We start from the raw sequence: 23,321 nt of genomic DNA on the forward strand, positions 1-23,321 counted from the left end.
GAAATCCAGAGACAGCCGTTACGGTTTCCAATCATCCACGGATTGTGCGTCACGGACAACGATGCGAATCGTGGCGTACGCAGACGGCAAGGATTGCGAACCATCTTTTACCATGGTCACGTCAAAAGTACGTCCTCCGACCTGTCGCTCCAACCTATACACGCTCCCAGCTTCAACCCCACGTCCGATATCTTCGAATTCGCCAAACGTAAATTCAGTTCGTCCGCTTAGGCTCGACCAGGAATCTTCTGGCTCGAGGCGATAGCCATCTTGCGGTCGAAAAAAGCCGTTCGCGGGAAGCACCACGGTCTCAACAGGCCCATTTGCGCGCGCTTCTTGCGCACTTGCGAACGGCACCACGCGCGGCGTGAACGTCAAGACTTCGCCGCGAGAGCCCGAGGCTGATTCGCTCCGATAGCCCGGCCCATGATAGACCGCGATCATTTTTGTTCTCTTGCCGCGTTTGACAGTCTCCAGCTTGCCGACGTCCGTGTTGCTCGCGCCGTTACTGTCGCGATACCAAGCGCGCAGGGGGTCACTCTTGACCACGCGAGGTCCGCTAGCTTTTTTTGGCGGTGACAACTTTCCAGATTGGCCGCCCGCATACGCACCGGAAACGGAAAGCGGAAGGGTGCAAAATAAGAGACTTAACCATACTTGACGCATGCCAATGCACTACAAGCAAGCGTCATGCCAAAGGGCACGTTGCCACTAGTAACTACGGATTGGGCCAGTCACGCGCCACTCGCCCCGCGCGTCTGGTGTCTATTGACCCCTTGATTTGGGTCCCTGACGTACTGGGTTGCGCTCGCCTGTCGTGTCGCCTCCGTGAGAAGGAGGGCCTTAAAAAAGCTCTGTGCGCAGCAACAAGTTTGAGGCAATGCCGTAGCGCGTGGCGTCGCGAAGCATCGCCATGCCGGTGACCTCGATGCCGAGCGAGCTGTTGCCGAACTGCATCGGCATCCAGCCGACGCTAGCGTTGGCGGCAACGCCCCACTTGCCTTGCTGCACGCCTCCCACCCACTCGTCGTACGGCGTGCGAACCAAGTGCGCAACGCCTACTCCGGCCTTTAGATGAACGGCAGCTAGATTGTATTGCACGGCGCCGATGCTTGACGCCGGCGCGGCAAAGGGCGCCCATCTAAGTCCCAACGTCACCGTGCCGAGCTGCTGAGAATATGTTGCGTCGCGGGCATAGCGGGCAAAGCCCACGTACTCCCCCTCGAACACGAGCTCCAGCTTGTCAGTAAGCGATTTACCTAATTGCAGCGTCGTCGACGCGCCTCTGCTGCTCGGCTCGCCGTCGGTCTCGCCAACGGCCCCATTGCCAAAGCCAAGCGAAATCGACGTCCTCGGCGTGGTCGGTTCTGCCCAGGCGCGCGGCGCCAGCAAGAGCATCAGACAAGCGACCCATGCATTGTGTTTGAGTTTAGACATCTTGTGTGTGGGTTCTTCTACAGCAATAGATTTCAGCAAGCCACCAAAGTAAGAAGAAGTTGCCTCACTCTGGCCCAATGCCGTAAACATCGCGCTCGCCCGCGCCCACGGTTGAGGCGCCGAAGCCAAAATAGAAGATGGCGCCGAGCGACATCTGCAGCTGATCGAAGCCACCGACCAAGACCGGCAGCTCGGTGCTTGCGTCGCGCCGGTCGCCGCGGTCGCGCCATGCGACATCGAGGTAGACGTCGAACGTCTTGGAGATGCGCATAAAGTTGCCGATGTGAAATCCCAGCGACGCGTCGAGATTTGAACCAACGGCGCCCGAATCCGCGTCTGAGTGGTAGATGGGAATTCCGGCGTCGAAGCCAATCGACGTCGCGCCATAGCGCTGCTCGCACGTATTCCAACACAGTTGCAGCTCGGCGCTTGCATCGAGTTGGGCGACGCCTCTCGGCGAACTCCCGTCGCCGTCCGGTCGGATCTGCAAGCCTGTCGCGCCCAAGCGAAATTCGGTCTTGACGAATTCCGATTGTCGCTTGCGCCACGTCACGCCTAGCCCCGCCGAGCGGACATCTTTCGTGCCGGTCAACCCAGGGCTCCAGCCGGCCCATCCGCCGAGGGCTAGGTGCTTGTGAAACGCATACGCGATGGCACCGGTGGCACCCTGAAGCGTTCGCGTATCCAACCCGTACGGCGTCTTAGCCAAACCTGTGAGGCTGCCCGAGAACGACAACCTACGTTCCGGCGTAAACGACGCCGCGAGGTTCCAGATGCCTAGGTCTGTGATGGCGAGCGCGTCGATGCCTTGATGAGCGGCGCGGGACGTCACGTAGCCGACGCTGGTTAGCACGGTGAGGTCGCGAACCTTGCCATCGAGGTCGCCACCTATTTGATCCGGGGTACCCAATGACGTTCTAAATGATGAAGCCCCCTGCTCGACAATTAGGTCGCCTCCGTGGCTTGTGCCCCCGCTTGTATCGTACGGCGTCAAGGGCACCTTGACGTCGAGCTCTACCATCGCTGGTCCGTCACTTTCGACCGCCACCGTGCCGCGTACGATGCCATGATGGTGCGCTGCGGCATGGCAGGTTGCGGTGTAGCCGTACGTGCCAGGCGGCAAATCCGAGAAACTGACGCGGGCGTCATGGCTGTCGTTCTTTACGCTCAAACGACCGATCGACAGCGATATCTCCACGCGGCTGCACGTGACCACACTGCCCTCGGCCGGGCTGGTCGCAGGCTCGGCTTTCGCTGGCTGTCCCTCGACCATGCCATGCACGCTAAACGTCACGCCGGCCGAGGAACCTGGGCTCGCGGCGCTTTCGCTGCTTTGTACGGCAACGCCCACCACCATCGCCGCTGCCACCCGTCGCAACGTCCAAATTGCTCGTTTCATGTAACCCATCCTAGTGGGGCTCTCGGCGCGACACCAGACGGGGCGCCTTACAGCACATCACAGGATGTAGACCGCTCGCAGCAGGCTCTCGATACGTCGATCTAGTTACGGCACCACGCCGATGCACTGATCAACACACTCGAAGCTGCCGCTGCACGACCGGTCGTCGAGACAGGTCTCGCAGGCATCGGCGCCCTCGGCATACGAAGCATCCGCATTGGCGCGACAGTCGTCGATGCAGCCATCGACGTCGTAGTCCGCGTCGTAGCAATCGGAGTAGCGATTGCAGATTTGGCTGCAGTCGAAGGCTTGATCCGCAGCGCCATCGCAGCCAATCAGGCCGAGGGTTGAGAGGACAAAGAGGACGGAAATAGATATTCGGTGCATGCGTATCGCCAATGCAAGAACACATCCAACACGGCGCGACGCACAATCAAGGCCTTGGTCTCGGCGAGTCGCGCGCTGGCCGTGATCCCTCGCGGCAAGGCCGCACAGTGAGCGCGGGTGACACACTCGGCGTGCGACGCCTATGAATCGAGCGATGCGCAATGGATGGCGTAGACCTGCCCGCTCGCGACAAGGCCGCCATCAAACGCTAGTTGAACGCCAAACGCGACGAAGCGCGGCGGCGCCAGCGAGGCCGCAAGGGACGTAAGCGCGATGTCATACGCCGACAGCGGCACCACGCTGGTGGTGAAGGCCTGCGCGAAATCAATGAGGCCGGCGGTCATGCCCTCGGCCCCGGACGCCGCGTCACCTTCAGGACCCTAGCGGCACGTTGCCAAGCACGAGCGTCTGCAGCGGCGTGGCCGAGGCCGCGTGCGGGCAGCCTTCGTCGCCACCGCGATGCAGCTCAATGTGCAGCGACGTCGGTGGCACACCGTTAAAGCCAAAATATGCGCGCTCAAAGACAAGGCTCGTCGTGCCACGCGTGAGCGTTACGGCGCAGGCCGTCTCTTCTCCGCTCGCGGCGCTAGCTGGCGACACGCACCACCAATTTGCCGACGTGCGTGCCGGCATCGAGCACCGTCAGCGCTTCGATCGTTTGCTCAAACGCAAAGGTCTGCGCAATGGGTACGATTACCGCTCCTGCTGCCTGCCACGCCGCCAGCTGCGCCAAATCCGCGGCTCTCGATTTGGTCATCGCGAACGTCGCGCGCCGCTGCGAAAACCAGCCGCTGAGCTTGCCCCACAGCAGGCCGGCACTCGGCAACAACGTGACGTAAGTGCCACCCCGCACCATGATGTCGGCGCACGCCGTCGCCGAGGACGTCGACGCGGCGTCGAGGACGACGTCAAAGCGCCGCCCCAACGCGCCGAGCGCCGTGACCTTGTAGTCCACCACCTTGTCGGCACCGAGCGCGGCAACCGCGGCCAGCTTGCCGGCGCTGCACGTCGCCCACACCTCGGCCGCGCCGAGTTGCCTCGCGATCTGCACTGCCAGGCTACCGACGCCGCCCGACGCGCCATTGACCAGCACGCTGCCTCCCGCGCGCAGACGGCCGTCATCGCGCAAGGCCTGCAGCGCCGTACAACCGGCCGTCGCGAGCGCCGCGGCCTGGGCGTGCGAAAGCGAGGCGGGCTTGATCGCAATGGCGCTTGTGGGCACAACCACAAGCTCACCCAGTGAGCCTTGGCGATTGTTCATCGCATAGGGCAAAAAACCGAACACCGGCTGACCGACCTCAAACCCCACCGCGCCGGCACCGAGCGCTTCCACGACGCCGCTAAAGTCAAAGCCGAGCACCAACGGAAAGGCCCCCGCGTGCAAAAAGCCGCCTCCATCTTTGCCGCGCAATACCTTGAGGTCGGCCGGATTGAGCGCCGCGGCATGAACGCGCACTAACACCTCCCCTGCGCTTGGAACTGGACTCGTCACATCGCGCAACGCCACCGACGATGGCTCGCCACGCGCTAAAATTGATTGTGCCTTCACGTCGCCACGCTAGCACGTTGCGACCACGAACATTGAGGGGCCGAGAACCTCAAACGCCAGGCCCAACCCTTGCGATTGCGCCCCCAAAAAGGCAAGGTAGGCGCGATGAAACTGGGCGTACTTCGCGAACAATCACCCGGCGAAAAACGCGTCGCGGTGGCCCCCGCCAACCTTGAGCGGCTGACCAAGCAAGGCTGGGAGGTCCTGGTCCAAACCGGCGCCGGTGAGGCCGCTGGGTTTGCCGATGCGGCGTATACGGCCGCAGGCGCGAGCATTGCAACGGCCGACGAGGTCTTGGCCAAGGCCGACGTACTGGTCATGATTCGCGCGCCCAAGGCCGACGCGCCAGCGCTGGGGAAACTGCGCCCCGGCCAGACTGTCATCGGCCAGCTCTTTCCGGCGCAAAATGCCGCGCTCGTTCAGCGCCTCGCCGAGCAGCAAGTGACCGCGCTGTCGCTCGACCGCGTGCCGCGCATCACTCGCGCGCAAAAGATGGACACGCTGTCGTCGATGGCGAACATCACAGGCTATCGCGCCGTCATCGAGGCGTCGACGCAGTTCGGCCGATTCTTTACCGGTCAAATCACCGCGGCCGGCAAGCTCGCCCCCGCCAAAGTCCTCATCGTTGGCGCAGGCGTCGCGGGTCTTGCCGCGCTGGGCGCCGCCAAGAGCCTTGGCGCCATCGTCCGCGCGTTTGACACCCGCGAAGCCGCGCGCGAACAAGTACAAAGCCTAGGCGGCGAGTTTCTCACCGTCACCGTGCAGGAAGCCGGTGACGGCGGTGGTGGCTACGCCAAAGAGATGTCGAAAGAATTTATTGAGGCCGAGTACGCGCTATTTCGCGCCCAGGCCAAAGAGGTAGACATCGTTATCACGACGGCGCTCATTCCCGGCAAGCCCGCACCCAAGCTGTGGCTCGCCGATATGGTCGAACTCATGAAACCTGGCTCGGTCGTCATTGATCTTGCGGCCGAGCAAGGCGGCAATTGCGATCTCACCCGCGCCGGCGAGGTGGTGGTGCACAACGGCGTGAAGGTTGTCGGCTACTATGACTATGCGAGCCGCATGGCCGCCGTGGCATCGGAGCTTTTTGGCACCAACGTCGCGAACTTTCTCGATGAACTTGGCGGCGCGAGCAAGTGGCACATCGATGTTGACAACGAAATCACGCGCGGCGCGCTGGTGCTCGAGCGCGGCGAAAAGCGCGAGTTGCGGCCGTTGCCAGCAAAGGTGTCCGCGCCAGCAGCGGCCGCAACAACCGCCGCGCCAGCGTCCTCCCTTGCAGCGCCTCGCCCAGCTTCTACCTCATCGGCGCCGAAGTCTTCCGGCCATGGTCATAACGCCACGCCCATGTCGGCGGGGACCAAGCAGGCGATCAACATCATCGGGGCGCTTGCCGCGCTCGCCTGGCTCATATTGCGATTCGCCAAGCCCGATGCAATCGTTGGCGGTGCGGCCTTTGTGCAGCACCTCACCGTGTTCGTGCTCGCCGTATTCGTCGGCTGGCAAGTGGTGTGGAACGTGGCGCCCGCGCTACACACGCCGCTAATGAGCGTCACCAACGCCATCTCAGGCATCATTATTGTTGGCGGCATGATGGTCGGCGCCGCCTCGCATGAGGGCCTATCAACGGCGATTGTGCTCGCCATCCTCGCCACCTTTTTCGCCACCATTAATATCGCCGGTGGCTTCCTCGTCACCCGCCGCATGTTGGCGATGTTTCGCAAGTAGGAGCCCACCGTGCCTTTATCATTTTTGCTTACCCTGCTCGCCTACATCGTCGCCGCGGTGCTGTTTATCTTCAGCCTCGGCGGGCTGGCGAATCAAGAATCCGCCAAGCGCGGCAACTGGCTCGGCATCGTCGGCATGGCGATTGCCATTGTCGCCACGTTGCTCGTTCCTGGTGCCAAGTTTCATTGGCTGATGTATTTTGCGCTCGCCGCGGGCGCCGGCATCGGCGGCGTCATGGCCGCGCGCGTCGGCATGACGCAAATGCCCGAGCTCGTGGCGCTGCTACACAGCTTTGTCGGGATTGCCGCGGTATTAGTTGGCCTGGCGCTCATCGTCGCGGCGCCGCGAGCCAGCGGCGGCCTGCGCGTCGAAGTGTTCATCGACGTCTTCATCGGCGCCATCACCTTTACCGGCTCGATCGTCGCCTTCCTCAAGCTCAACGGCAAGCTCAGCGGCAAGCCGCTCTTGTTGCCAGCGCGCCATATGCTCAACCTTGCCGCGCTCATTACCTCGGTGGTGCTCGCCGTCATCTTCGCCAGCGGTGGCCATATGTGGGCGCTGCTCGCGGCCATTGCCATTGCCTGCTTGCTCGGCATTCACTTGGTCGCGGCCATCGGCGGTGCCGACATGCCGGTGGTGGTGTCGCTGCTCAACAGCTACTCGGGTTGGACCGCGGCCGCCGCGGGTTTTATGCTTGAGAACGACCTGTTAATCGTTACCGGCGCGCTCGTAGGCTCATCCGGCGCGATTCTTAGCTACATCATGTGCCGCGCGATGAACCGCTCGATCTGGAACGTCGTGTTCGGCGGCTTTGGTGCCGACGCACCAAAGTCCAGCGGCGCCACCGCACCTGCCGCCCCACTAGGCGAAATCCACGACATCCTCGGCGCCGACGTCGCCATCGCGCTGGCCGGCGCCAAGAGCGTGGTCATTGTCCCAGGCTATGGCATGGCCGTCTCGCGCGCCCAGCACGTCGTGCGCGAGCTCACCGACGTGCTGCGCGCGCGCGGCATCCAGGTGCGCTTTGCGATTCATCCCGTCGCCGGCCGCCTGCCCGGCCACATGAACGTGCTGCTCGCCGAGGCCAACGTGCCCTACGACATCGTCCTTGAAATGGACGAGATCAACTGCGATATGCCAACCACCGACGTCTGCATCATTATTGGCGCCAACGACATTGTGAATCCCGCGGCCGAAACCGACGCCTCCAGCCCTATTTACGGCATGCCGGTTTTGCAGGTGTGGAAGTCCAAGCTCGTCATCGTCAACAAGCGCAGCCGTGGCTCGGGCTATGCCGGCATCGACAACCCGCTGTTCTACGAGCCCGTCACGCGCATGCTCTTTGGCGACGCCAAAGACGCCATGGAAAAAGTAGTCACCGCGCTCCGCTAGCGGGTGGACCGGCAGGTGGGCGCACGTGTCTTTCTGCTCGCAGATAGCGTGTGGACCGGCAAGTTGGCGCACGTGTCTTCCTGCTCGCAGATAGCGACCCTCCGGGGCATGGCGAGACCGCTGTGGTATCCACATCCCTCGGTGCTAGCCACACCGCCCTGCAATCTATGCTCGCGGAAGAAACGTGCGCCACCTGCCGGAACGCCAGCGCGCAGAAGCGGCGTGCGGCACATGTTCGGATCAGAGCGTTTCGCGAAGGCACGTTGGCTCCAGCGATTTGGCAGGTGGTGCCCTCCTGAGCGCAAGGCGTCGTGAGCAGAGCGAACAGCCGTAGCTCTGAGACGAAGCATGTGCTCGCGCGCCGCTGACCGCCGCCCCGATGAGACGAAGCATGTGCTCGCGCGCCGCTGACCTCCGCCCCGATGAGACGAAGCATGTGCTCGCGCGCCGCTGACACATGAGGCGAAGCATGTCGCCCTCCCGGGAATATTTGCGGCCACGGGTGGTTAGGCAGGGATGTGGCGCGGCGTACTCAAGGCAGCTGCCGCCTGGCCGGTCGGCAACATGCCAGGCGCGGCAAGCCTGTATCATCGCTTAACCTGCGAGTATGCGGGCTCCCAAACATTCCATGCGCCGAAGCTAGCCGCCGCGTGGACGGAATATTCTAAGCTGTGGGCGCAAACGTACGGACTTCCCCGCGGCAACGCGCGCGTCTGGGTGCACGATGCGGGGTGGACCCCCATCTCAGCGTTCGCCAGTTTCATGATAACGGGGCGCGCCGCGACGCTCACGAATTCTCACGCGCGGGTCCTGGCTCGCTACGGCCAGCAAGCGTTGCGGTGCGCGCTTGCCATGCCCCTCGAACAAACGGGCATCGATGCAAGCACGCTCGCCGCGCGCCGCACCGCGCTGCAAGCAGCGGTGCATCGCGTAGGTGCTCTCGAGGCGGTGCAAGCACTTGGCGGCAGTTTGGCAAACAAGAAACTCAGTGGCTCGGAGATCGCGCTCGCGCCCGGCTCATTTGATTTGTGCCATAGCGGCAATGCCTTGGAACACTATCCGCCAACCGCCTTGCGCAGATTTCTTGAAGCGTGTGTTACCGCGCTGCGCCCTGGCGGCATCGCATCTCATGTCGTTGACCATCGAGATCATTTGCATCACGTCGATCGCACCTGGCCGTTTTTGCTGCACCGCTCGCTACCTGACCGCGCCTACCAAATGCTGTTTGGCCATGAGCTGCTGTACCACAACCGCCTTACCCCGACCCAAATGATGAGCTGCCTTGAATCAGTTGGTTTAGAACGCATCATGGTACGCCGTGCGGGTGCCGATCTATTCTACAAGATGGACGAAGAGGTGTTGCGCCAGTCCAGCGGCGTGCCGGCCTGGACACAAAAGCTCCCCGCATGCGCGCGCGGCGTGGCAGCAACAATTTCCCCACTCGATGCGCGCACGACGTATGCGCACTACGTGTATCGCAAACGGTAGTGTCTCGACGGCGCGTGGGGTTCACCAAACGTCCGGAGAATCGCCACCCGAGGCGGTGGTGCGGCACATGTTCGTTTTTGGGTTCGTCGCGAGTCGCGCTAAAAACGCATTGCGACGCGCAGGCCGGTAACGGTGTATTCAGATAACGAAATCCCAAAGACGAAGCGTTGCCGGTTAGATGTCACGGCATTGGTGAATTGCTCAAAGACATCAGGTGTCGCGCGGTGGTGAACCAGCCACGGATGCGGCACTGCCACGACAGGCGGCGTGGTTGAGCCCACTGGTGTGCGCGCCGCTATGGCTGACGACGTCGGCGCGGCAGGCAACAGCGCGCCGATGGCGGGCAGGCTACGCGGTGTTCGCGTTGGGCTTGCGAGCGCCTGTGACCCGAGGGCTGGCGCTGCCGGCACCGCCGCCGCGATGCCGTAAACATCAGCCGCAGCCAGGGGTGCGCGCGCGAGGGCACCCGCGACGAGGCACAGCACGGCCACGCCGCACGTCCTCCACATCGCCCCGATTGCGCCCATTCCAATCAGGATAAGGGCAATCGCCGCGACCCATCAATGTAGGAAAATGCGGCATAAAGGCTGGATGTAGGTCTACCGCAACACGATGCGGGTCATGCCGCGCATTTCGCTGGTGGGGTTCCAGCCGTCGCGAACTTTTTTGTACATGCGAAAGCGCCATTGCCCCTTGGCGTTGCGCTTGAGAAAGAGCCGCGTCGTCGCGAGGTTCCAGTCGGCGGCGGCGACTTCGACCCGCACGCCGTCGAGATCAAACAGCGTCGCGCGCCCTTTGGCGGCGAAGCCGTTGGCGGTGAGAATCGCCGAAATTTCCCAGCCTTGGGTTTCCTTGTCGCCAACGGGCGCCGTGGTGGTTGGCACGCTCGCCAGCGATGCCTCGGTCACTTCGACTAGTTTTTTACCTTGCACAATCGTGAAAGGCGGCGCCTTCTTTTTTTCCCGCGCGATGCCGTCGCCACCCCCGCCGCCCCCGCCAGAGCCATCGTCGTTGCCCCCTGGTGGCGACGGCGGCGCCGAGGCCGGAGGTCCTGGGATCGGCGGGACGGCCGCCTGCGCCACGCCGCTGCCGCCGGTCGCGGGTGCATCGCTCGAGCCCGCGCTGCACCCGAGCATCGCCATCACCCCCATCGCAAAGGCGGCTCGAGCAAGCAATACCGCGGTGCGATTGCCATTCATTTTGCGCATGGCGGTCATCGTAGCTCACTGTCAGTCAAGGGTCACGCAGACCGCCCTCCGATTGACCTGCCCCCATGAGGTGACGCGTCACAGGAATGTGCTAACTCCGGCGCGCCCATGTCGACAAGAAATACGCTCATCGTCGTTTTCCTCGCCACCATGGCCATGGACGCGATGTTTTTTAGTCGCGCCGCCACCAGCCAGGTGACGGCAAGCGCCCAACCCGCGGCGACGCCGCCACTCGCCGCCGAGCCGACGGCAGCCGCTCCCCCGCCGGCTACGGCTGCCCCCGCCGCAGCACCGGCCGTCGCGGCAGCAACCGCCACAGGCGCGACCTCCGCAGCAGCCACCACCCTTTCGCCCGAGCTGCTCGCACAGTGCAATAAGCCCAAGAGCAAGCGCCCCCCCAAACCGCTGGGGCCGCAATTGCTCGCGATTGGCCTGTTGCTCGTCGTCATCGTAATCGTCGTTAAGCGCCTTCCTAAGTCGGCGGTGAACCACAGCGCGGCCTTCAAGCGCCGCCGTTTGCTCAACTGGCTGCCGCTCGGCCTCACCTACGGCTTTCTCTACATGGCTCGCTACAACATCAATGTCTACATGGACATCGAGCGCATCACGCCGGCGCAGTTTGGCACTATGTTCGGCGTTGGCTCGCTGGTCTATGGCCTGTCATTTTTTCTCAACGGCCCGCTGACAGACCGCTGGGGCGGCCGCGCGACCATCCTCATCTCGGCTGGCGGCGTCGCCGCGACCAACCTCATCTGGGGGATCATGGAGCTCACCGGCAATTCGCTTGGCGACCGCGTTACCAACCTCACCGTGCTCTATGCCGTCAACATGTATTTCCAGAGCTTCGGAGCCGTGTCGATCGTCAAGGTCAACGCGTCCTGGTTCCACGTGCGCGAGCGCGGCACCTTTGGCGGCATCTTCGGCATCTTAATCTCTCTCGGCGTATTCTTAGCCTACGACGGCGGTCGCATGATCACCGAGTACCTACCAATCCCGTGGCTGTTCTTCATGCCGGCGCTGCTGCTCGGCATCTTTTTCATGATCAACTACTTCCTCGTCTTTGACCGCCCATCCGAAGCAGGCTACGCCGATATTGATACTGGCGATGGCGATGCCGACGCCGACGATGGCAAGCCGGTCAATGTCGGCGCCGTGCTAACGCGCGTGCTGACCCACCCCGTCATCATGACGGTCGCCGTCATCGAGCTGTTTAGCGGCTTTCTGCGCCAGGCCATCATGCAATGGAGCAAGGAATTCAGCAGAGGCGTCGGGCTTGAAAACAGCTTTGTCATTACGAACATCGGCGTCGTGCTGTGCATCGCCGGCATCGTCGGCGGCATGTTCGCCGGTGCCGTGTCCGACCATTTGTTTAAGTCGCGCCGCGGCCCTGTATCGGCCTTTCTCTACGGCCTCGTGCTGATTGGCGCGATCGCGATTGTCCCGCTCTTTAACTACCGCCCCGCCATTCCGTGGGTCATCGCGGTGATGGCCATGGCGATCATCGGCGTCCACGGCATGCTCACTGCTACCATGAGCCAAGATTTTGGCGGCAAGCGCAACACCGGTATTGTCGTCGGCGTCATCGACGGCTTCGTTTATTTTGGTTCGACGCTGCAATCGTTTTTTTACGGGCATTTTCTACCCGGCAAAATCCCCTGCCCCAACGGCAACAACATTACCGATCCTGCCGCCAAAGACATCAACAACTGGCACGTCTGGCCCTATGCCATGATCGTCGTCGCCCTGCTCGGCTTCGTCCTCGCCCTTCGGCTATGGAATGTGCGGCCCGGCAAGCAATCGTCGTCGGGACACTAGGGGTTGTCCAGCGGCGCACTAGCCTACCGGTAGGTGGCGCACGTTTCTTCCGCGAGCATAGATTGCAGGGCGGTGTTCGTGCCGCGGAGGGGGGTGGATACCACAGAGGTCTCGCTGCGCCCCGGAGGGGTGCTATCTGCGAGCAGGAAGACATGTGCGCTCACCTGCCGGTCAACCATCTATCTGCGAGCAGGAAGACACGTGCGCCCACCTGCCGGTCCGCACGAACACAGCGCGCCGCCCAGCCAGCGCAACGCGGCGCAGCAAGCGACATCGCCTGCCTTAGTTTTGCCCCGGCGGGGCCATATCCTGACGAAACCACAGTTAACAGCGTCCCGCGTGAGCTAGGCTTGTGGCCATGGCCGACGAAACGTTCTGCTTTGACCGCGTCGAGGACATCGCGCGCCTGGCGTGGTTTGAGATCGACAACGGCAGCTTGGTCGTGGCGGACAAGTCAATTGGCCCCATCATCGACATGCACGCGCACTACGCCGCGCCCATGATTTGGCCGCATCGCACCAACCACGACCACGAGCCGACGATTACCGAGCTATTGCTGCCTTGCTGCGCGCGCCATGATCTCGACGTCTACGCCAATCAAAATTTTGACAAGCTCGGCCTCAAGCTGCTCAAGCGCAAGCTAGTGCTGGGTGGCTTTACCGGCGGCGGTTCGCGCAAGACGCACACCGCCCCCAATCTCGCGCGCGACGCCGCGGCCGTGGGCGTCATCCACAGCGCGGTGCTCGCCATCGACATGGGATGGCCGTCGCACACCGTGCGCGATACGATCGCCGTCGCAAATAAGCGCAACGACACCACCGCGTTTGGCAGCGTGCACCCGCGCCGCCGCCGCCCCAAGGAACGCTTTGAAGAGCAACTCCATGCCGGCGTGCGCGGCCTCAAGCTGCACCCGCAGCTGCAGCAATTTCACCCCGACGCGCCCGAGGCCATGAAGGTGTATGAGCTGTGCGGGCGCGAGCAGACGCCGGTGATTTGGCACTGCGGCCCGGTCGGCATCGAGCTCAAGAGCGCCTTGCCCTACGTCCAGGTACCAAACTACGAGCGCCCGATCAAGGAACACCCCGACACCACATTTCTGCTCGGTCATGCCGGCGCGCTGCAGTGCGACCAGGCCATCGCGCTGCAACGCCGCTACAAAAACGTCTACCTCGAGGTGTCGTCGATCAGCCTGTCGCAAATGCGCATGGTGGTCGAAGAAGCCGATCCGGATCGAATTGTCTTTGGCACCGACTGGCCGTTTTATCATCACGCCTTGCAGCTGGCGAAGGTGCTGGTGGTCACCGAAGGCAAGCCCGGCCTGCGCCGCAAGGTGCTGCACGATAACGCCGCGCGCTTGCTTCGGCTCTAGCGCGTCCTACATCGAACGACATGGCAGGCGCGCGCGCACAGTGACGCGCTGGCAAAACCGGCGCATAATTTACGACGGTGTTTGGATATTCCATCTCGTGGGACAAGCCGTGGAGCAAGCTAGGGGTGCCGCATCTAGTGGGCCTGGCGCTGTTTGCCTTGTTCATCGCCAGCTACGCCACCGACGCCGATCCGTGGGTGCCGATTCTCGACTCGGCCAACCTCGCGTTTCACGAGGCGGGGCATCCATTTTACGCGGCGTTTGGCGACACCATGGGCTGGCTCGGCGGCACCATTGGGCAACTAACGTTTCCCTTTATTGGCATGTTGGTGTTTTTGTACCGCAAGCACGCCGCGAGCTTGGCGATGTGCGCGTTGTGGTACTTCCAAAATTTTTTCAACATCGCGCGCTATGTCGCCGATGCGCAGGTGCAAGAGCTGCCACTGGTGGGCGGCGGCCAGCACGACTGGACCTACCTGCTCACCAAGTGGGGCGTGCTGCACAAGGAAATGCAAATCGCCAGCAACCTGCGTTTGGTGGCATGGCTGGGCTTTTTCGCCGTCGCCGTCTTTCTCGCGTGGCGCATGGTCGCGCAACGGCAAGATGAAAGCGTGAGGCGGCCGAGGCCGAGCAGGCCGCCGCGAACCGCCCACCACTGCCCTACGCGCGGCCGAGCGTCGCCGTCGGTACCCCTCAACCAATGGTGGTTGGCGCGGCGACCGGCGTGGCGGTGCCCAAGCAGGGCGCGCTCACACCCCAAGCCGTGATTACGACGCCGCCAACGCCGAGGCCACAGGTAACACCTGACGTCGACGCCTTCCCCGATTTGCCCGCCTTGCCCCTGCCCAAGGCCTACGCACGCGCCGCCGCGCCGTTAACCATTCCGCCCGTGGAAAGCAAATCCAAGCTATAACGCCGGCATGAGCCTGGCCTCGACGCTGTCAAAGTTTCTCGCCTTGCCGCTGACGCCTAGCGATGACCGCAACACGCTGCGCGATGCGTGGAACTTTTTGGCACCGCTGCCGGGCGGCAAGGTGCTGTACTCGCGCATGCTCGGCAAGATGGTGCCTTACACCGGCAGCATTGGCGCTCATGTGCGGGCGTTGCGCCTGGGCCACAGCGAGGTCGAGATGGCCGATAAGCCGCCGTTGCGCAACCACCTCGGCTCGGTGCATGCGCTCGCGCTCGCCAACCTCGCCGAACTCGCCGGCAACCTGGCGCTGGTTTACTCCATGCCGGACGGCGCACGCTTCATCGTCGCGGCGATCAACATCGAATATCTTAAGAAGGCGCGCGGCACCATCGTCGCCATCAGCGATTGCCCGATTCCGCCCACCGCGCAGCGCGCCGAATACTTGGTGCCGGTGACGCTGCGCGACGGCAGCGGCGCCGAAGTTGCCCGCGCCACCCTGCGCAGCGTGATTGGCCCCACCAAGCCGAGTGAAAACGATCGCGTTAACTAGAGCGTATCTCATAACCTCGGGCCGAGCGAGCGAGAGGCAGGCTGGTTAGCTGGCAAGGCGCGAAAGAGGCTCATACTGGTTGTATGGGCCGATTGAGCAACGCCGCCAGGTGCCAAGCTGGCCGCGCTCGCGACGGGAGAGGTTATGAGATACGCTCTAGCCAGCACCCCGCCCGCGCCTTGTCGCACGCGGCCACTATCGATTGTAGAGCGCATCTGCCACCGCCGCAGACTCATTGATGACGCGATCATTTACGACGGGGCTGCGGGCGTTGTAGCCGAAGGCGCGGAGCATGGTTGGATCGCGCGCGAGGTCGGTGTTGGTCGTTTGCGTTAAGTCAAAGGTGGCATGGGTAAAGCGTGTCAGCGCCGCCGCCGAATACCCGAGCTGCTCGGCCCGCCGAACCGCGCGGCCCGCGACGTGGCAGGTGACGCAATCCAGCGAATCCGCATGAAACCCGGTCGACGGATTGTCGACGTTTAGCGCCAGCTGCAAGGCGGCGTCGACCTCGCTTCGCGATGCCGTCAGCACGACGCTATCGCCAACCACGTCGCCGGCGAGCGCCATCAGGCCTTCGCTTGCGCTCGACGTGGGCGCAATCGCAAACCCGGCTGCGGCCTCTTGGATAAAACGCTGGGTCGCCGCGCCAGGCTCCGCTAAATCGGCGATGACGAGCGGGGTGGGCACGCCATCGATTATGCGCAGGCCACCAAACTCCCAGTCAAAGGTGCGGCCTTCCATGAAGGTAACCTGGCTCAGCCTGGCCTCCCCCACCGTTGCCAAGATTAGCCGGCGCAAGTCTACGGCAAACGGGCCGCCGAGCCCCTCGCTCGCGATGACGGGATGAACCTGCAAGGGCGCGGCCACGTCGCTAGGTGCCGCTGCGACCTGCGCCATCCATGCGGTGAGAAATTGTTCAAACTCGCTTGCGCCGAGATCGAACAAGAGATGAACGGCGCTATCGATCGCCACCGCTGGATCGATGGTGCCCGCCGCGCCAAACTCTTCGACGATTGGTTGCGCGATCAGGCGGACCTGCCTCCGACATTGCGACGGGTCGCTCGCCAACAGCGCGAGCGTGGGAAAGCAAGGGTCGAGCCGAATGCCGACGATGGCCCAGCTTGCGTATGCTGGTGCCACATGCGGCTCGGTCGCAAAGACGGCGATGTCGTCGAACCAGGCTTGGGGCAACAAGGGCCCGCCGACCCCGTGGTCGCCAAACCTCAGCAAATTGCCATCGGCGGCCGTCGACGGCATGGGCAACAAAATGGATACATCGTTTAGCCCAAACCGCGCCGTGCTAACCGGCGGCGCATCTTCCGCGCCGTCGCAAGCAACCAGCATAAGCGTCACAGCCATGACAAGAAGCCACCAATCGTAGTTGGCTCGCTGGACTAGCTTGGCTAGGTCGTGCCGCGCGTTGGCTGCCATGCACGCGCTATCACATGCAGCGTTCCAGCGTGTCAATGACAAGCTGGCGAGCTGCCACTGCGAGCGTTACCGCACGGCAAGAGATCGTCGGCGCCGCAACAATCCAAGCGTGATCATGGTTACGAGGCTTACATTTCCGGTCCCCGCGCCTGCCTGGCATCCGCCGGCGGCTGGCTCGACTTCGCCTTCAGGCAACGAGCCACCCTCGTTGGCAGGTTCGCCGGGTTCCTGATCGCTCACCCACATCGACAACGTCACCATGCCAAAGGCATGCGGGCCGTCGCGCAACGAAAACACCTCAGTCACCACGCCTGGCACTGCCAGCGCAGGCGCTACGATCGCAAACGCCACCGTAATTTCGCCACCCGGCTCCACGGCCGAATCCAGTGCCAACGGCGACTGGTCATCAAGCCACGTCGGCAGGTCGACGAGGCGGCTCGCATCTGGCGAGGTCAGGCGCGCGCCCGCTTGCCACGTCACGCTGCCGATGTTTTTGAGCGTCAACTCGACAATCGCGCGATCACCGGGCTGCAGCCGCGCCGGCGCATTGCGGCCGACGATTTCGAGTGAATACTGCTCCATGCCTTCGCAGCCGACCGGTAACTCAAAGCCATCGATGGGCGACATCGCGATGCGCGCGCCGGTTTGCGGCCCATATTCGCCATCTTCGGCGATTGCGTCGGCCGGATTCGCGCGATTCCACAGGCGTTGAAACGCCAGCACGTCGACGCCGCGCAAATCGTTAGACGAAAGGTGTTCGAAGTGCACCGCGTCGCCTGGCACATTTTGGTCCCAGCCGTTTTCCTCAAGCAGTGGCAGCCAGGCGCTGTAATTTGACAAGTCAACCGCGCGGCCCGACTCGTGGTTGCTGCGACCTGGTTCGGCGGCGGCGGCAATGCCGCACAGGCCTTGCTGCGCCCACGCGTGCAGGATGTATTGCTGCGGCACGGCGCGATAGGCACTGGTAATGCTCATGGCTTGATCCGGCTCGGTAAGCGCGGCCTCTTCGAGCTGCACCACGGCGTATGGCGCGGCGAGCGGCAGCACGGCCGGCCCGAACGCCATGCCGCCGACTTGTTCAAATTCGACCAGCTCGCCTGGCGTGAGGCACTGCGCCTCGCGCGCGATTTGCCAGGCCAGTCCCACCACGGCCTCGGTGCTGCAACCCTCTGCGGCGACGATCTCGCTCACCGCGAGGTAGCCGTCGGCGGCCTGAACATAGTAGGCGCTCGAACCCGACTCGCACGCCGCGAGCGCGGCGCACGCAGAAATGAGCACAGCGGTAGACGATCGAAAATTACGCACGTGTGGATTCAATGCAGCCCCCCGCATAAGTCGAACGAGACTATTACAAGCCCGCGGTGAGCACAACAAGTCGCGGGGTGCATTGCGGCCAGGCGTGAGCGCAGCTGTGCCCACGCGGCGAGATCTTGCCGCGGCCTCAAAATATGTCAGATTCGGGCGTGTTGCCATGCGTGTTCGCGACGTTAGCCCGCCCTGGAAATTGCGAGCGCCAGCGAATTGTGATTAATCAACTGCACGTCAATTCAGTCCGGGGCAAGGGCATCGTGAGCCCGGGTTTGCCAACACTGACAACCGAGGTAAGGGTCTTTATATGAGCTGGGTCTCGACATACTTCCGCTCCACCATCGGCGCCAAACAAATCATGGCGCTCACCGGGCTTGGCCTGATGCTGTTCACGCTCTTGCACATGGTGGGGCACCTCCTCATGTTCCAGGGCAGCGACGCCTACAACGCCTATGCCGCCAAGCTGCAAGGCCTCGGCGCGCTGAAGTGGATCGCTCGCGGTGGGCTGCTCTTCATCCTGACCCTGCACATCGCTGCGGCGGTGAGGACCAGCGCGGTCTCGCGCGCCGCCCGGCCGACCGCGTATGTCCGCTACGAGCCACGCAACTCGACCATCGCGTCGCGCACCGCGCGCCTCACCGGCACGGTGCTCTTCATCTTCATCGCCTTTCACCTCGCGCATTTTACGTTTGGCGCCGTGCAGCCCGAGGCCTATGGCCACTTAGACCAGGCGCAACGCCATGATGCCTACCGCATGTTCGTCGCGGGCTTCCAGAACGTCGGCCTGTTTGCGGTCTACCTCGTCGCCATCGGCCTGCTCGCGGCGCATCTCGGCCATGGCGCCAGCAGCTGGCTGCAAACCCTCGGCGTGCGCCACCCCAAATACGACGGCGCCATCGCCAAGCTGGGGCCGGCCATGGGCGTGATTTTGTTTATAGGCTACATGGCGCCGCCGCTGGCCGTGCTCATCGGCCAGCTCAAGTAATTTGCCAGGCAGCAGGAGAATACCTATGAATCTCGACGCACGCATTCCTAGCGGCCCCCTCGCCGATAAGTGGAAAAAAGCCAAGTTTGACTTCAAGCTGGTCAACCCCGCCAACAAGCGCAAATACAAGGTCATCGTCGTCGGCTCGGGGCTGGCCGGCGCCTCCGCCGCCGCCACGCTCGCCGAGCTCGGCTACAACGTCGCCTGCTTTTGCTTTCAGGACACGCCGCGCCGCGCCCACTCCATTGCCGCGCAGGGCGGCATCAACGCCGCCAAGAACTACCAAAACGACGGCGACAGCGTGCAGCGCCTCTTCTACGACACCATCAAGGGCGGCGACTTTCGCGCCCGCGAAGGCAACGTACATCGCCTCGCCGAGGTGAGCGTCGACATCATCGACCAATGCACCGCCATGGGCGTGCCGTTTGCGCGCGAATACGGCGGCACGCTGGCCAACCGCTCGTTCGGCGGCGCGCAGGTGTCGCGCACGTTTTACGCCAAAGGCCAAACCGGGCAACAACTGCTGATCGGCGCCTATTCGGGGCTGTCGCGGCAGATCCAGGCCGGCAAGGTCAAGATGTTCACCCGCACCGAGATGCTCGACGTGGTGGTCAAGGACGGCAAGGCGCGCGGCATCGTGGTGCGCGACCTCGTCACCGGCAAGATCGAATCGCATGCGGCGCACGCGGTGATCTTGGCGTCGGGCGGCTATGGCACCACGTTCTACCTATCGACCAATGCCGTGGGCTGCAACGTCACCGCGACGTATCGCGCGTTTAAGCGCGGCGCCGGCTTTGCCAACCCGTGCTACACGCAAATTCACCCGACCTGCATTCCGGTGGCCGGCGACTATCAGAGCAAGCTCACGCTGATGTCCGAATCGCTGCGCAACGATGGCCGCGTGTGGGTGCCTAAGAAAAAGGAAGACGTTGGCAAGGCGCCCGACAGCATCGCCGAGGGCGACCGCGACTATTACCTCGAGCGCAAGTATCCAAGCTTTGGCAACCTCGCGCCGCGCGACATTGCGAGTCGCTCGGCCAAGGAGGCCTGTGACGACGGCCGCGGCGTTGGCCCTGGTGGCCGCGGCGTGTATCTCGATTTTCGCGACGCCATCAAGCGCGATAGCGAGGCCAAGATCCGCGAGCGCTACGGCAACTTGTTCGACATGTACGAGCGCATCACCGGCGAAAACCCGTATCAGCGCCCGATGCGCATCTACCCCGCGGTGCACTACACCATGGGCGGCCTATGGGTCGACTACAACTTGCAGAGCACCATCCAAGGCCTATTTGTGCCTCGGCGAAGCGAACTTCTCCGATCACGGCGCCAATCGCCTCGGCGCCTCGGCGCTGATGCAGGGCCTCGCGGATGGCTATTTTGTCATTCCCTTTACCCTCGGCAACTACCTCGCCGGCGTGCAAGCTCATGAGCTGGTCGACACCAGCGATGCCGCGTTTAAGGCCGTCGAAGGCGACGTCAAGGGCCGCCTCGACAAGCTGATGAGCGTCGGTGGCAAGCGCTCGCCCGACTCGTTTCACCGCGAGCTCGGCAACATCATGTGGGAGTACTGCGGCATGGCCCGCAACAAGGAAGGCCTACAAAAGGCGCTCGGGCTCATCCCCGAGCTGCGCGAGAAGTTTTGGCGCGAGGTCAGCGTGCTCGGCGGCCGCGAGTCGTTCAATCAAATGCTCGAGAAGGCCGGCCGCGTGGCGGACTTTCTCGAATTTGGTGAGCTGATGTGCCGCGATGCGCTCACGCGCGAAGAAAGCTGCGGCGGCCACTTTCGCACCGAGTATCAAACCCCCGACGGCGAGGCCAAGCGCGACGACGACAAGTTCTGCCACGCCGCAGTGTGGGAGCATAAGGGCGACGGCCAGGCCCCGGCGCGCCACGTTGAACCGCTGGCCTTTGAAAATATCAAACTCGCGGTACGCTCCTACAAGTAGCCAGCCGACTCGTTGCACAAGGAGACCTCATGTCAAACCTCAACTTAAAACTGCAAATCTGGCGGCAAAAAGATCGCAACTCCGAGGGCAAGATGGTGGGCTACGACGTCAAGAACGTCAGCACGCACGCGTCTTTCCTCGAGATGCTCGATATTCTCAACGAGCAGCTCATTGCCAAGGGTGAAGAGCCGATTGCCTTTGACAGCGATTGCCGCGAGGGCATTTGCGGCATGTGTTCGCTGGTGATCAACGGCCGGCCGCACGGCGGGCAAGCCGGCACCACGACGTGCCAGTTGCACATGCGCAAATTCAAGGACGGCGACGAGATTACGATCGAACCGTGGCGCGCCTCGCCGTTTCCTGTCATCAAAGATCTCACGGTCGATCGCGCGCCGTTTGATAAGATCATCTCCGCGGGCGGCTATGTGTCGACCAACTGCGGATCGGCGCCCGATGCCAACGACGTGCCGATTCCCAAGGAAAGCGCCGACAAGGCGATGGAAGCCGCGGCATGCATTGGCTGCGGTGCCTGCGTTGCCGCCTGCCCTAATGGCTCGGCGAGCCTGTTCGTCGCCGCCAAGCTGTCGCACCTGCACCATCTGCCACAAGGCCAAGGCGAGCGCATGCGCCGCACCAAGGCCATGGTCGCGGCCATGGACGAGGCCGGCTTTGGCTCGTGCTCGAATCACTACGAATGCGAAGCCGCCTGTCCAAAAGACATTTCGCGCGACGTGATCGCGCAGATGAACAAGGACTATCTCAAGGCGACGTTTGCTTACAAAGAATACGAAGCCAAGGCCGACGGCGCGGGGTGAGCTAGGGTTTTGCGGCAATCATTTTTCGCATCATGGCCGCCAGGTCGGTCATGGGCAGCAACTTGCCGGCGGCGCGCGGCGAAATCGCGCGGGCGGGCCATACGATGACGGGCACCTGGCGATCGTAGTCCCACGGCGTGCCGTGGTTGGTGCCTTGTTCGTAACCCGATCCAAAAATCCAGTACGGCGAGAGCAACAGATATATGTCGCTTGAGAGCGCAGGCGCGACGGAGTTTTGCACCAGGACGTCGAGCGCGTCGGCGGGCGTGGAGGGCAACACGGCGCCCTCATTGCCCACGGCGTAGGCGCGCCAGACGCCGGGCATTTGACGCAGGCTAGTTAGCAGCTGCTGCAAGAGCGCTTCGCGCGCCGCAGGGGCCAGCGCCTCGGCCTCGCGGCCCAAGTACAAGTATGGCGGCGCCGCGGCCATCAGCCAATCACCCGCGCCGCGCTGTGCGTCGAGCCCGGCATCGAGTGTCTTCACGACGTCGTCTTCGAGAAAACGCCCCGCAGTGGCCGTGGGGGCATCCGGATCGTGGCGCGATGGCAACTCACCCGTTGACCATGCGGCGGGACGCGCTGTCGCCAGAGGTGTTTCCGGCAGCGGGGCCGCGCCGTGATCCGAGGTGACGACCAACACCACGTCGCCGGGGGCGAACTTGTAGGTTGTAGTAAAGGCCGCGGCCAAGGCTTCCAGCCGGCGATCTGCTGCACGCAGGACATCAAGATACTCCGCCGATTCGGCGCCATGCGCATGGCCAGCCCAATCGAGCGACGACACCGAAATTGCCAAGACGTCAGGCAATGCGTTCCGCCCCAAGGCATGCGCGGCCAGCGCCTTCTCCGCCAGATCAAACAGCGCGTCTACTGCTTGCACCTGAGTTGGCTCGTCACCGTCCACCGGTGCCTCAGCCCACGACGGCAATGAAGCGCCGTAATAGGTCGAGCTAGCCCACATGGGGCCGCGAGCATGTTGCCAGACCGCCGCCGTGGCCAAGCGCCCACCAAGCGCGATCGCGCCGCGATTTTTCTGCGAAATCGCGATGACTTGTCCAAGTCTGCCGGCGCGCTTGAGCTCATCAAAAACCGTCGGCACGCGCATAGGCTGCGGCCCCCCAGCCAGCTCGGTCGAAACGCCTTTTGTGGTGACGAGCCTGTCTGCGCCCGTAAAGACGCTTATCTCTTTATGCGCAGCAACGCTGTAAACGCCGTTGGCGAACACGCCATGCGCCTTTGGCAAGACGCCGGTAGCAATGGTGGCGTGGCCCACCGCGGTCATCGTGGCGGCGTATGAAAATTCGCCACGCAGCGCCACGCTTTGCGCCGCGCGCCCACGCAAAAAACCATGCGGCTCAAGCTCGTGCGCTCGGGTCTCGAGCACCCACTGGGGCAATTGATCGAGCACGACGAGCACGATAAGCTTGGGCGCAAGCCCTGGTTGCTTGGCAGGCACGCTAGCGCCTTTCGTGGCATCTGGCTGACGCCCGGCACATGCCGAAAACACCAGCGCGACGCCGAGCCATCTACAAATCTGCCGCATCATGGCGACTGCGATACCGCCTAAGCCGCGGTGCTGTCAAACGGCGGGCGGCGCTGCT

The 23,321-nt window shown here is 63.2% G+C and carries 22 protein-coding genes and 1 pseudogene; 11 read left to right on the forward strand and 12 right to left on the reverse strand.

Annotated elements, in window-relative coordinates:
* Positions 1-18: 18 nt before the first annotated feature.
* The 7 genes from IPL79_10145 to IPL79_10175 all read right to left on the reverse strand — a co-directional run bounded on the left by IPL79_10145 (position 19) and on the right by IPL79_10175 (position 4,772).
* The gene (locus IPL79_10145; protein MBK9071348.1) at positions 19-549 is read right to left on the reverse strand and encodes a hypothetical protein; all 531 of its coding nucleotides are present in this window, start codon (positions 547-549) and stop codon (positions 19-21) included.
* Positions 550-843: 294 nt separating this feature from the next.
* Entirely contained in the window at positions 844-1,437 is a 594-nt protein-coding gene (locus tag IPL79_10150) for a hypothetical protein (protein ID MBK9071349.1), read from the reverse strand.
* Between the two features lie 64 nt (positions 1,438-1,501).
* The gene (locus tag IPL79_10155) at positions 1,502-2,836 is read right to left on the reverse strand and encodes a hypothetical protein (GenBank protein ID MBK9071350.1); all 1,335 of its coding nucleotides are present in this window, start codon (positions 2,834-2,836) and stop codon (positions 1,502-1,504) included.
* Positions 2,837-2,941: 105 nt separating this feature from the next.
* Positions 2,942-3,223 (reverse strand): hypothetical protein, encoded by a 282-nt coding sequence (locus tag IPL79_10160; protein ID MBK9071351.1) that lies wholly within the window; start codon positions 3,221-3,223, stop codon positions 2,942-2,944.
* 140 nt (positions 3,224-3,363) lie between these two features.
* Positions 3,364-3,567 (reverse strand): hypothetical protein, encoded by a 204-nt coding sequence (locus IPL79_10165; GenBank protein MBK9071352.1) that lies wholly within the window; start codon positions 3,565-3,567, stop codon positions 3,364-3,366.
* Between the two features lie 28 nt (positions 3,568-3,595).
* Positions 3,596-3,823 (reverse strand): hypothetical protein, encoded by a 228-nt coding sequence (locus IPL79_10170; protein ID MBK9071353.1) that lies wholly within the window; start codon positions 3,821-3,823, stop codon positions 3,596-3,598.
* A complete protein-coding gene (locus IPL79_10175; protein ID MBK9071354.1) occupies positions 3,810-4,772 on the reverse strand; it encodes an NAD(P)-dependent alcohol dehydrogenase in 963 nt (320 codons plus the stop codon). Before IPL79_10175 ends, IPL79_10170 begins: the two co-directional genes overlap by 14 nt.
* Before the next feature lie 105 nt (positions 4,773-4,877).
* On the opposite strand from IPL79_10175, the gene IPL79_10180 reads away from it, so the two are divergent.
* The 3 genes from IPL79_10180 to IPL79_10190 all read left to right on the forward strand — a co-directional run bounded on the left by IPL79_10180 (position 4,878) and on the right by IPL79_10190 (position 9,383).
* Entirely contained in the window at positions 4,878-6,503 is a 1,626-nt protein-coding gene (locus tag IPL79_10180) for a Re/Si-specific NAD(P)(+) transhydrogenase subunit alpha (protein ID MBK9071355.1), read from the forward strand.
* Positions 6,504-6,527: 24 nt separating this feature from the next.
* Entirely contained in the window at positions 6,528-7,895 is a 1,368-nt protein-coding gene (locus IPL79_10185; GenBank protein ID MBK9071356.1) for an NAD(P)(+) transhydrogenase (Re/Si-specific) subunit beta, read from the forward strand.
* A gap of 852 nt (positions 7,896-8,747) precedes the next feature.
* Positions 8,748-9,383 (forward strand): class I SAM-dependent methyltransferase, encoded by a 636-nt coding sequence (locus IPL79_10190; protein MBK9071357.1) that lies wholly within the window; start codon positions 8,748-8,750, stop codon positions 9,381-9,383.
* Between the two features lie 98 nt (positions 9,384-9,481).
* On the opposite strand, the gene IPL79_10195 is transcribed toward IPL79_10190, so the two are convergent.
* Both IPL79_10195 and IPL79_10200 read right to left on the reverse strand, forming a co-directional pair.
* Entirely contained in the window at positions 9,482-9,910 is a 429-nt protein-coding gene (locus tag IPL79_10195; protein MBK9071358.1) for a hypothetical protein, read from the reverse strand.
* A gap of 72 nt (positions 9,911-9,982) precedes the next feature.
* Positions 9,983-10,591, reverse strand: a complete 609-nt coding sequence (locus IPL79_10200; protein MBK9071359.1) for a hypothetical protein — start codon at positions 10,589-10,591, stop codon at positions 9,983-9,985.
* Positions 10,592-10,756: 165 nt separating this feature from the next.
* On the opposite strand from IPL79_10200, the gene IPL79_10205 reads away from it, so the two are divergent.
* From IPL79_10205 to IPL79_10225, 5 genes are all read left to right on the forward strand, one after another.
* Positions 10,757-12,406: an MFS transporter gene (locus IPL79_10205; protein ID MBK9071360.1), complete on the forward strand. Its 1,650-nt coding sequence runs from the start codon at positions 10,757-10,759 to the stop codon at positions 12,404-12,406.
* Between the two features lie 358 nt (positions 12,407-12,764).
* Positions 12,765-13,775 carry an amidohydrolase family protein gene (locus tag IPL79_10210; protein MBK9071361.1) on the forward strand — a complete coding sequence of 337 codons (1,011 nt, stop codon included), beginning with the start codon at positions 12,765-12,767 and terminating at the stop codon, positions 13,773-13,775.
* A 77-nt stretch (positions 13,776-13,852) separates the two neighbouring features.
* Complete coding sequence (locus IPL79_10215) at positions 13,853-14,542, forward strand: hypothetical protein (GenBank protein MBK9071362.1); 690 nt, start codon at positions 13,853-13,855, stop codon at positions 14,540-14,542.
* On the forward strand, positions 14,539-14,688 hold the full coding sequence (locus IPL79_10220) for a hypothetical protein (protein ID MBK9071363.1): 150 nt from the start codon (positions 14,539-14,541) through the stop codon (positions 14,686-14,688). Before IPL79_10215 ends, IPL79_10220 begins: the two co-directional genes overlap by 4 nt.
* A 7-nt stretch (positions 14,689-14,695) precedes the next feature.
* Complete coding sequence (locus tag IPL79_10225) at positions 14,696-15,238, forward strand: DUF4442 domain-containing protein (protein MBK9071364.1); 543 nt, start codon at positions 14,696-14,698, stop codon at positions 15,236-15,238.
* A gap of 195 nt (positions 15,239-15,433) precedes the next feature.
* On the opposite strand, the gene IPL79_10230 is transcribed toward IPL79_10225, so the two are convergent.
* Both IPL79_10230 and IPL79_10235 read right to left on the reverse strand, forming a co-directional pair.
* Positions 15,434-16,597 (reverse strand): hypothetical protein, encoded by a 1,164-nt coding sequence (locus IPL79_10230; GenBank protein MBK9071365.1) that lies wholly within the window; start codon positions 16,595-16,597, stop codon positions 15,434-15,436.
* A 138-nt stretch (positions 16,598-16,735) separates the two neighbouring features.
* Entirely contained in the window at positions 16,736-17,947 is a 1,212-nt protein-coding gene (locus IPL79_10235) for a D-alanyl-D-alanine carboxypeptidase family protein (protein MBK9071366.1), read from the reverse strand.
* A 337-nt stretch (positions 17,948-18,284) separates the two neighbouring features.
* Here IPL79_10235 and IPL79_10240 point away from each other — a divergent pair, with 337 nt between their 5' ends.
* The 3 genes and pseudogenes from IPL79_10240 to IPL79_10250 all read left to right on the forward strand — a co-directional run bounded on the left by IPL79_10240 (position 18,285) and on the right by IPL79_10250 (position 21,723).
* On the forward strand, positions 18,285-18,962 hold the full coding sequence (locus IPL79_10240) for a succinate dehydrogenase cytochrome b subunit (protein MBK9071367.1): 678 nt from the start codon (positions 18,285-18,287) through the stop codon (positions 18,960-18,962).
* Between the two features lie 25 nt (positions 18,963-18,987).
* Positions 18,988-20,908, forward strand: a pseudogene (locus IPL79_10245) (fumarate reductase/succinate dehydrogenase flavoprotein subunit).
* Between the two features lie 29 nt (positions 20,909-20,937).
* Entirely contained in the window at positions 20,938-21,723 is a 786-nt protein-coding gene (locus IPL79_10250; GenBank protein ID MBK9071368.1) for a succinate dehydrogenase/fumarate reductase iron-sulfur subunit, read from the forward strand.
* A 1-nt stretch (position 21,724) separates the two neighbouring features.
* Here IPL79_10250 and IPL79_10255 read toward each other — a convergent pair whose 3' ends face one another.
* The gene (locus tag IPL79_10255) at positions 21,725-23,266 is read right to left on the reverse strand and encodes an alkaline phosphatase family protein (protein ID MBK9071369.1); all 1,542 of its coding nucleotides are present in this window, start codon (positions 23,264-23,266) and stop codon (positions 21,725-21,727) included.
* Positions 23,267-23,321: the final 55 nt, after the last annotated feature.

It is taken from the genome of Myxococcales bacterium (genome assembly GCA_016716835.1).
Lineage (GTDB): Bacteria > Myxococcota_A > Polyangia > Haliangiales > Haliangiaceae > JADJUW01.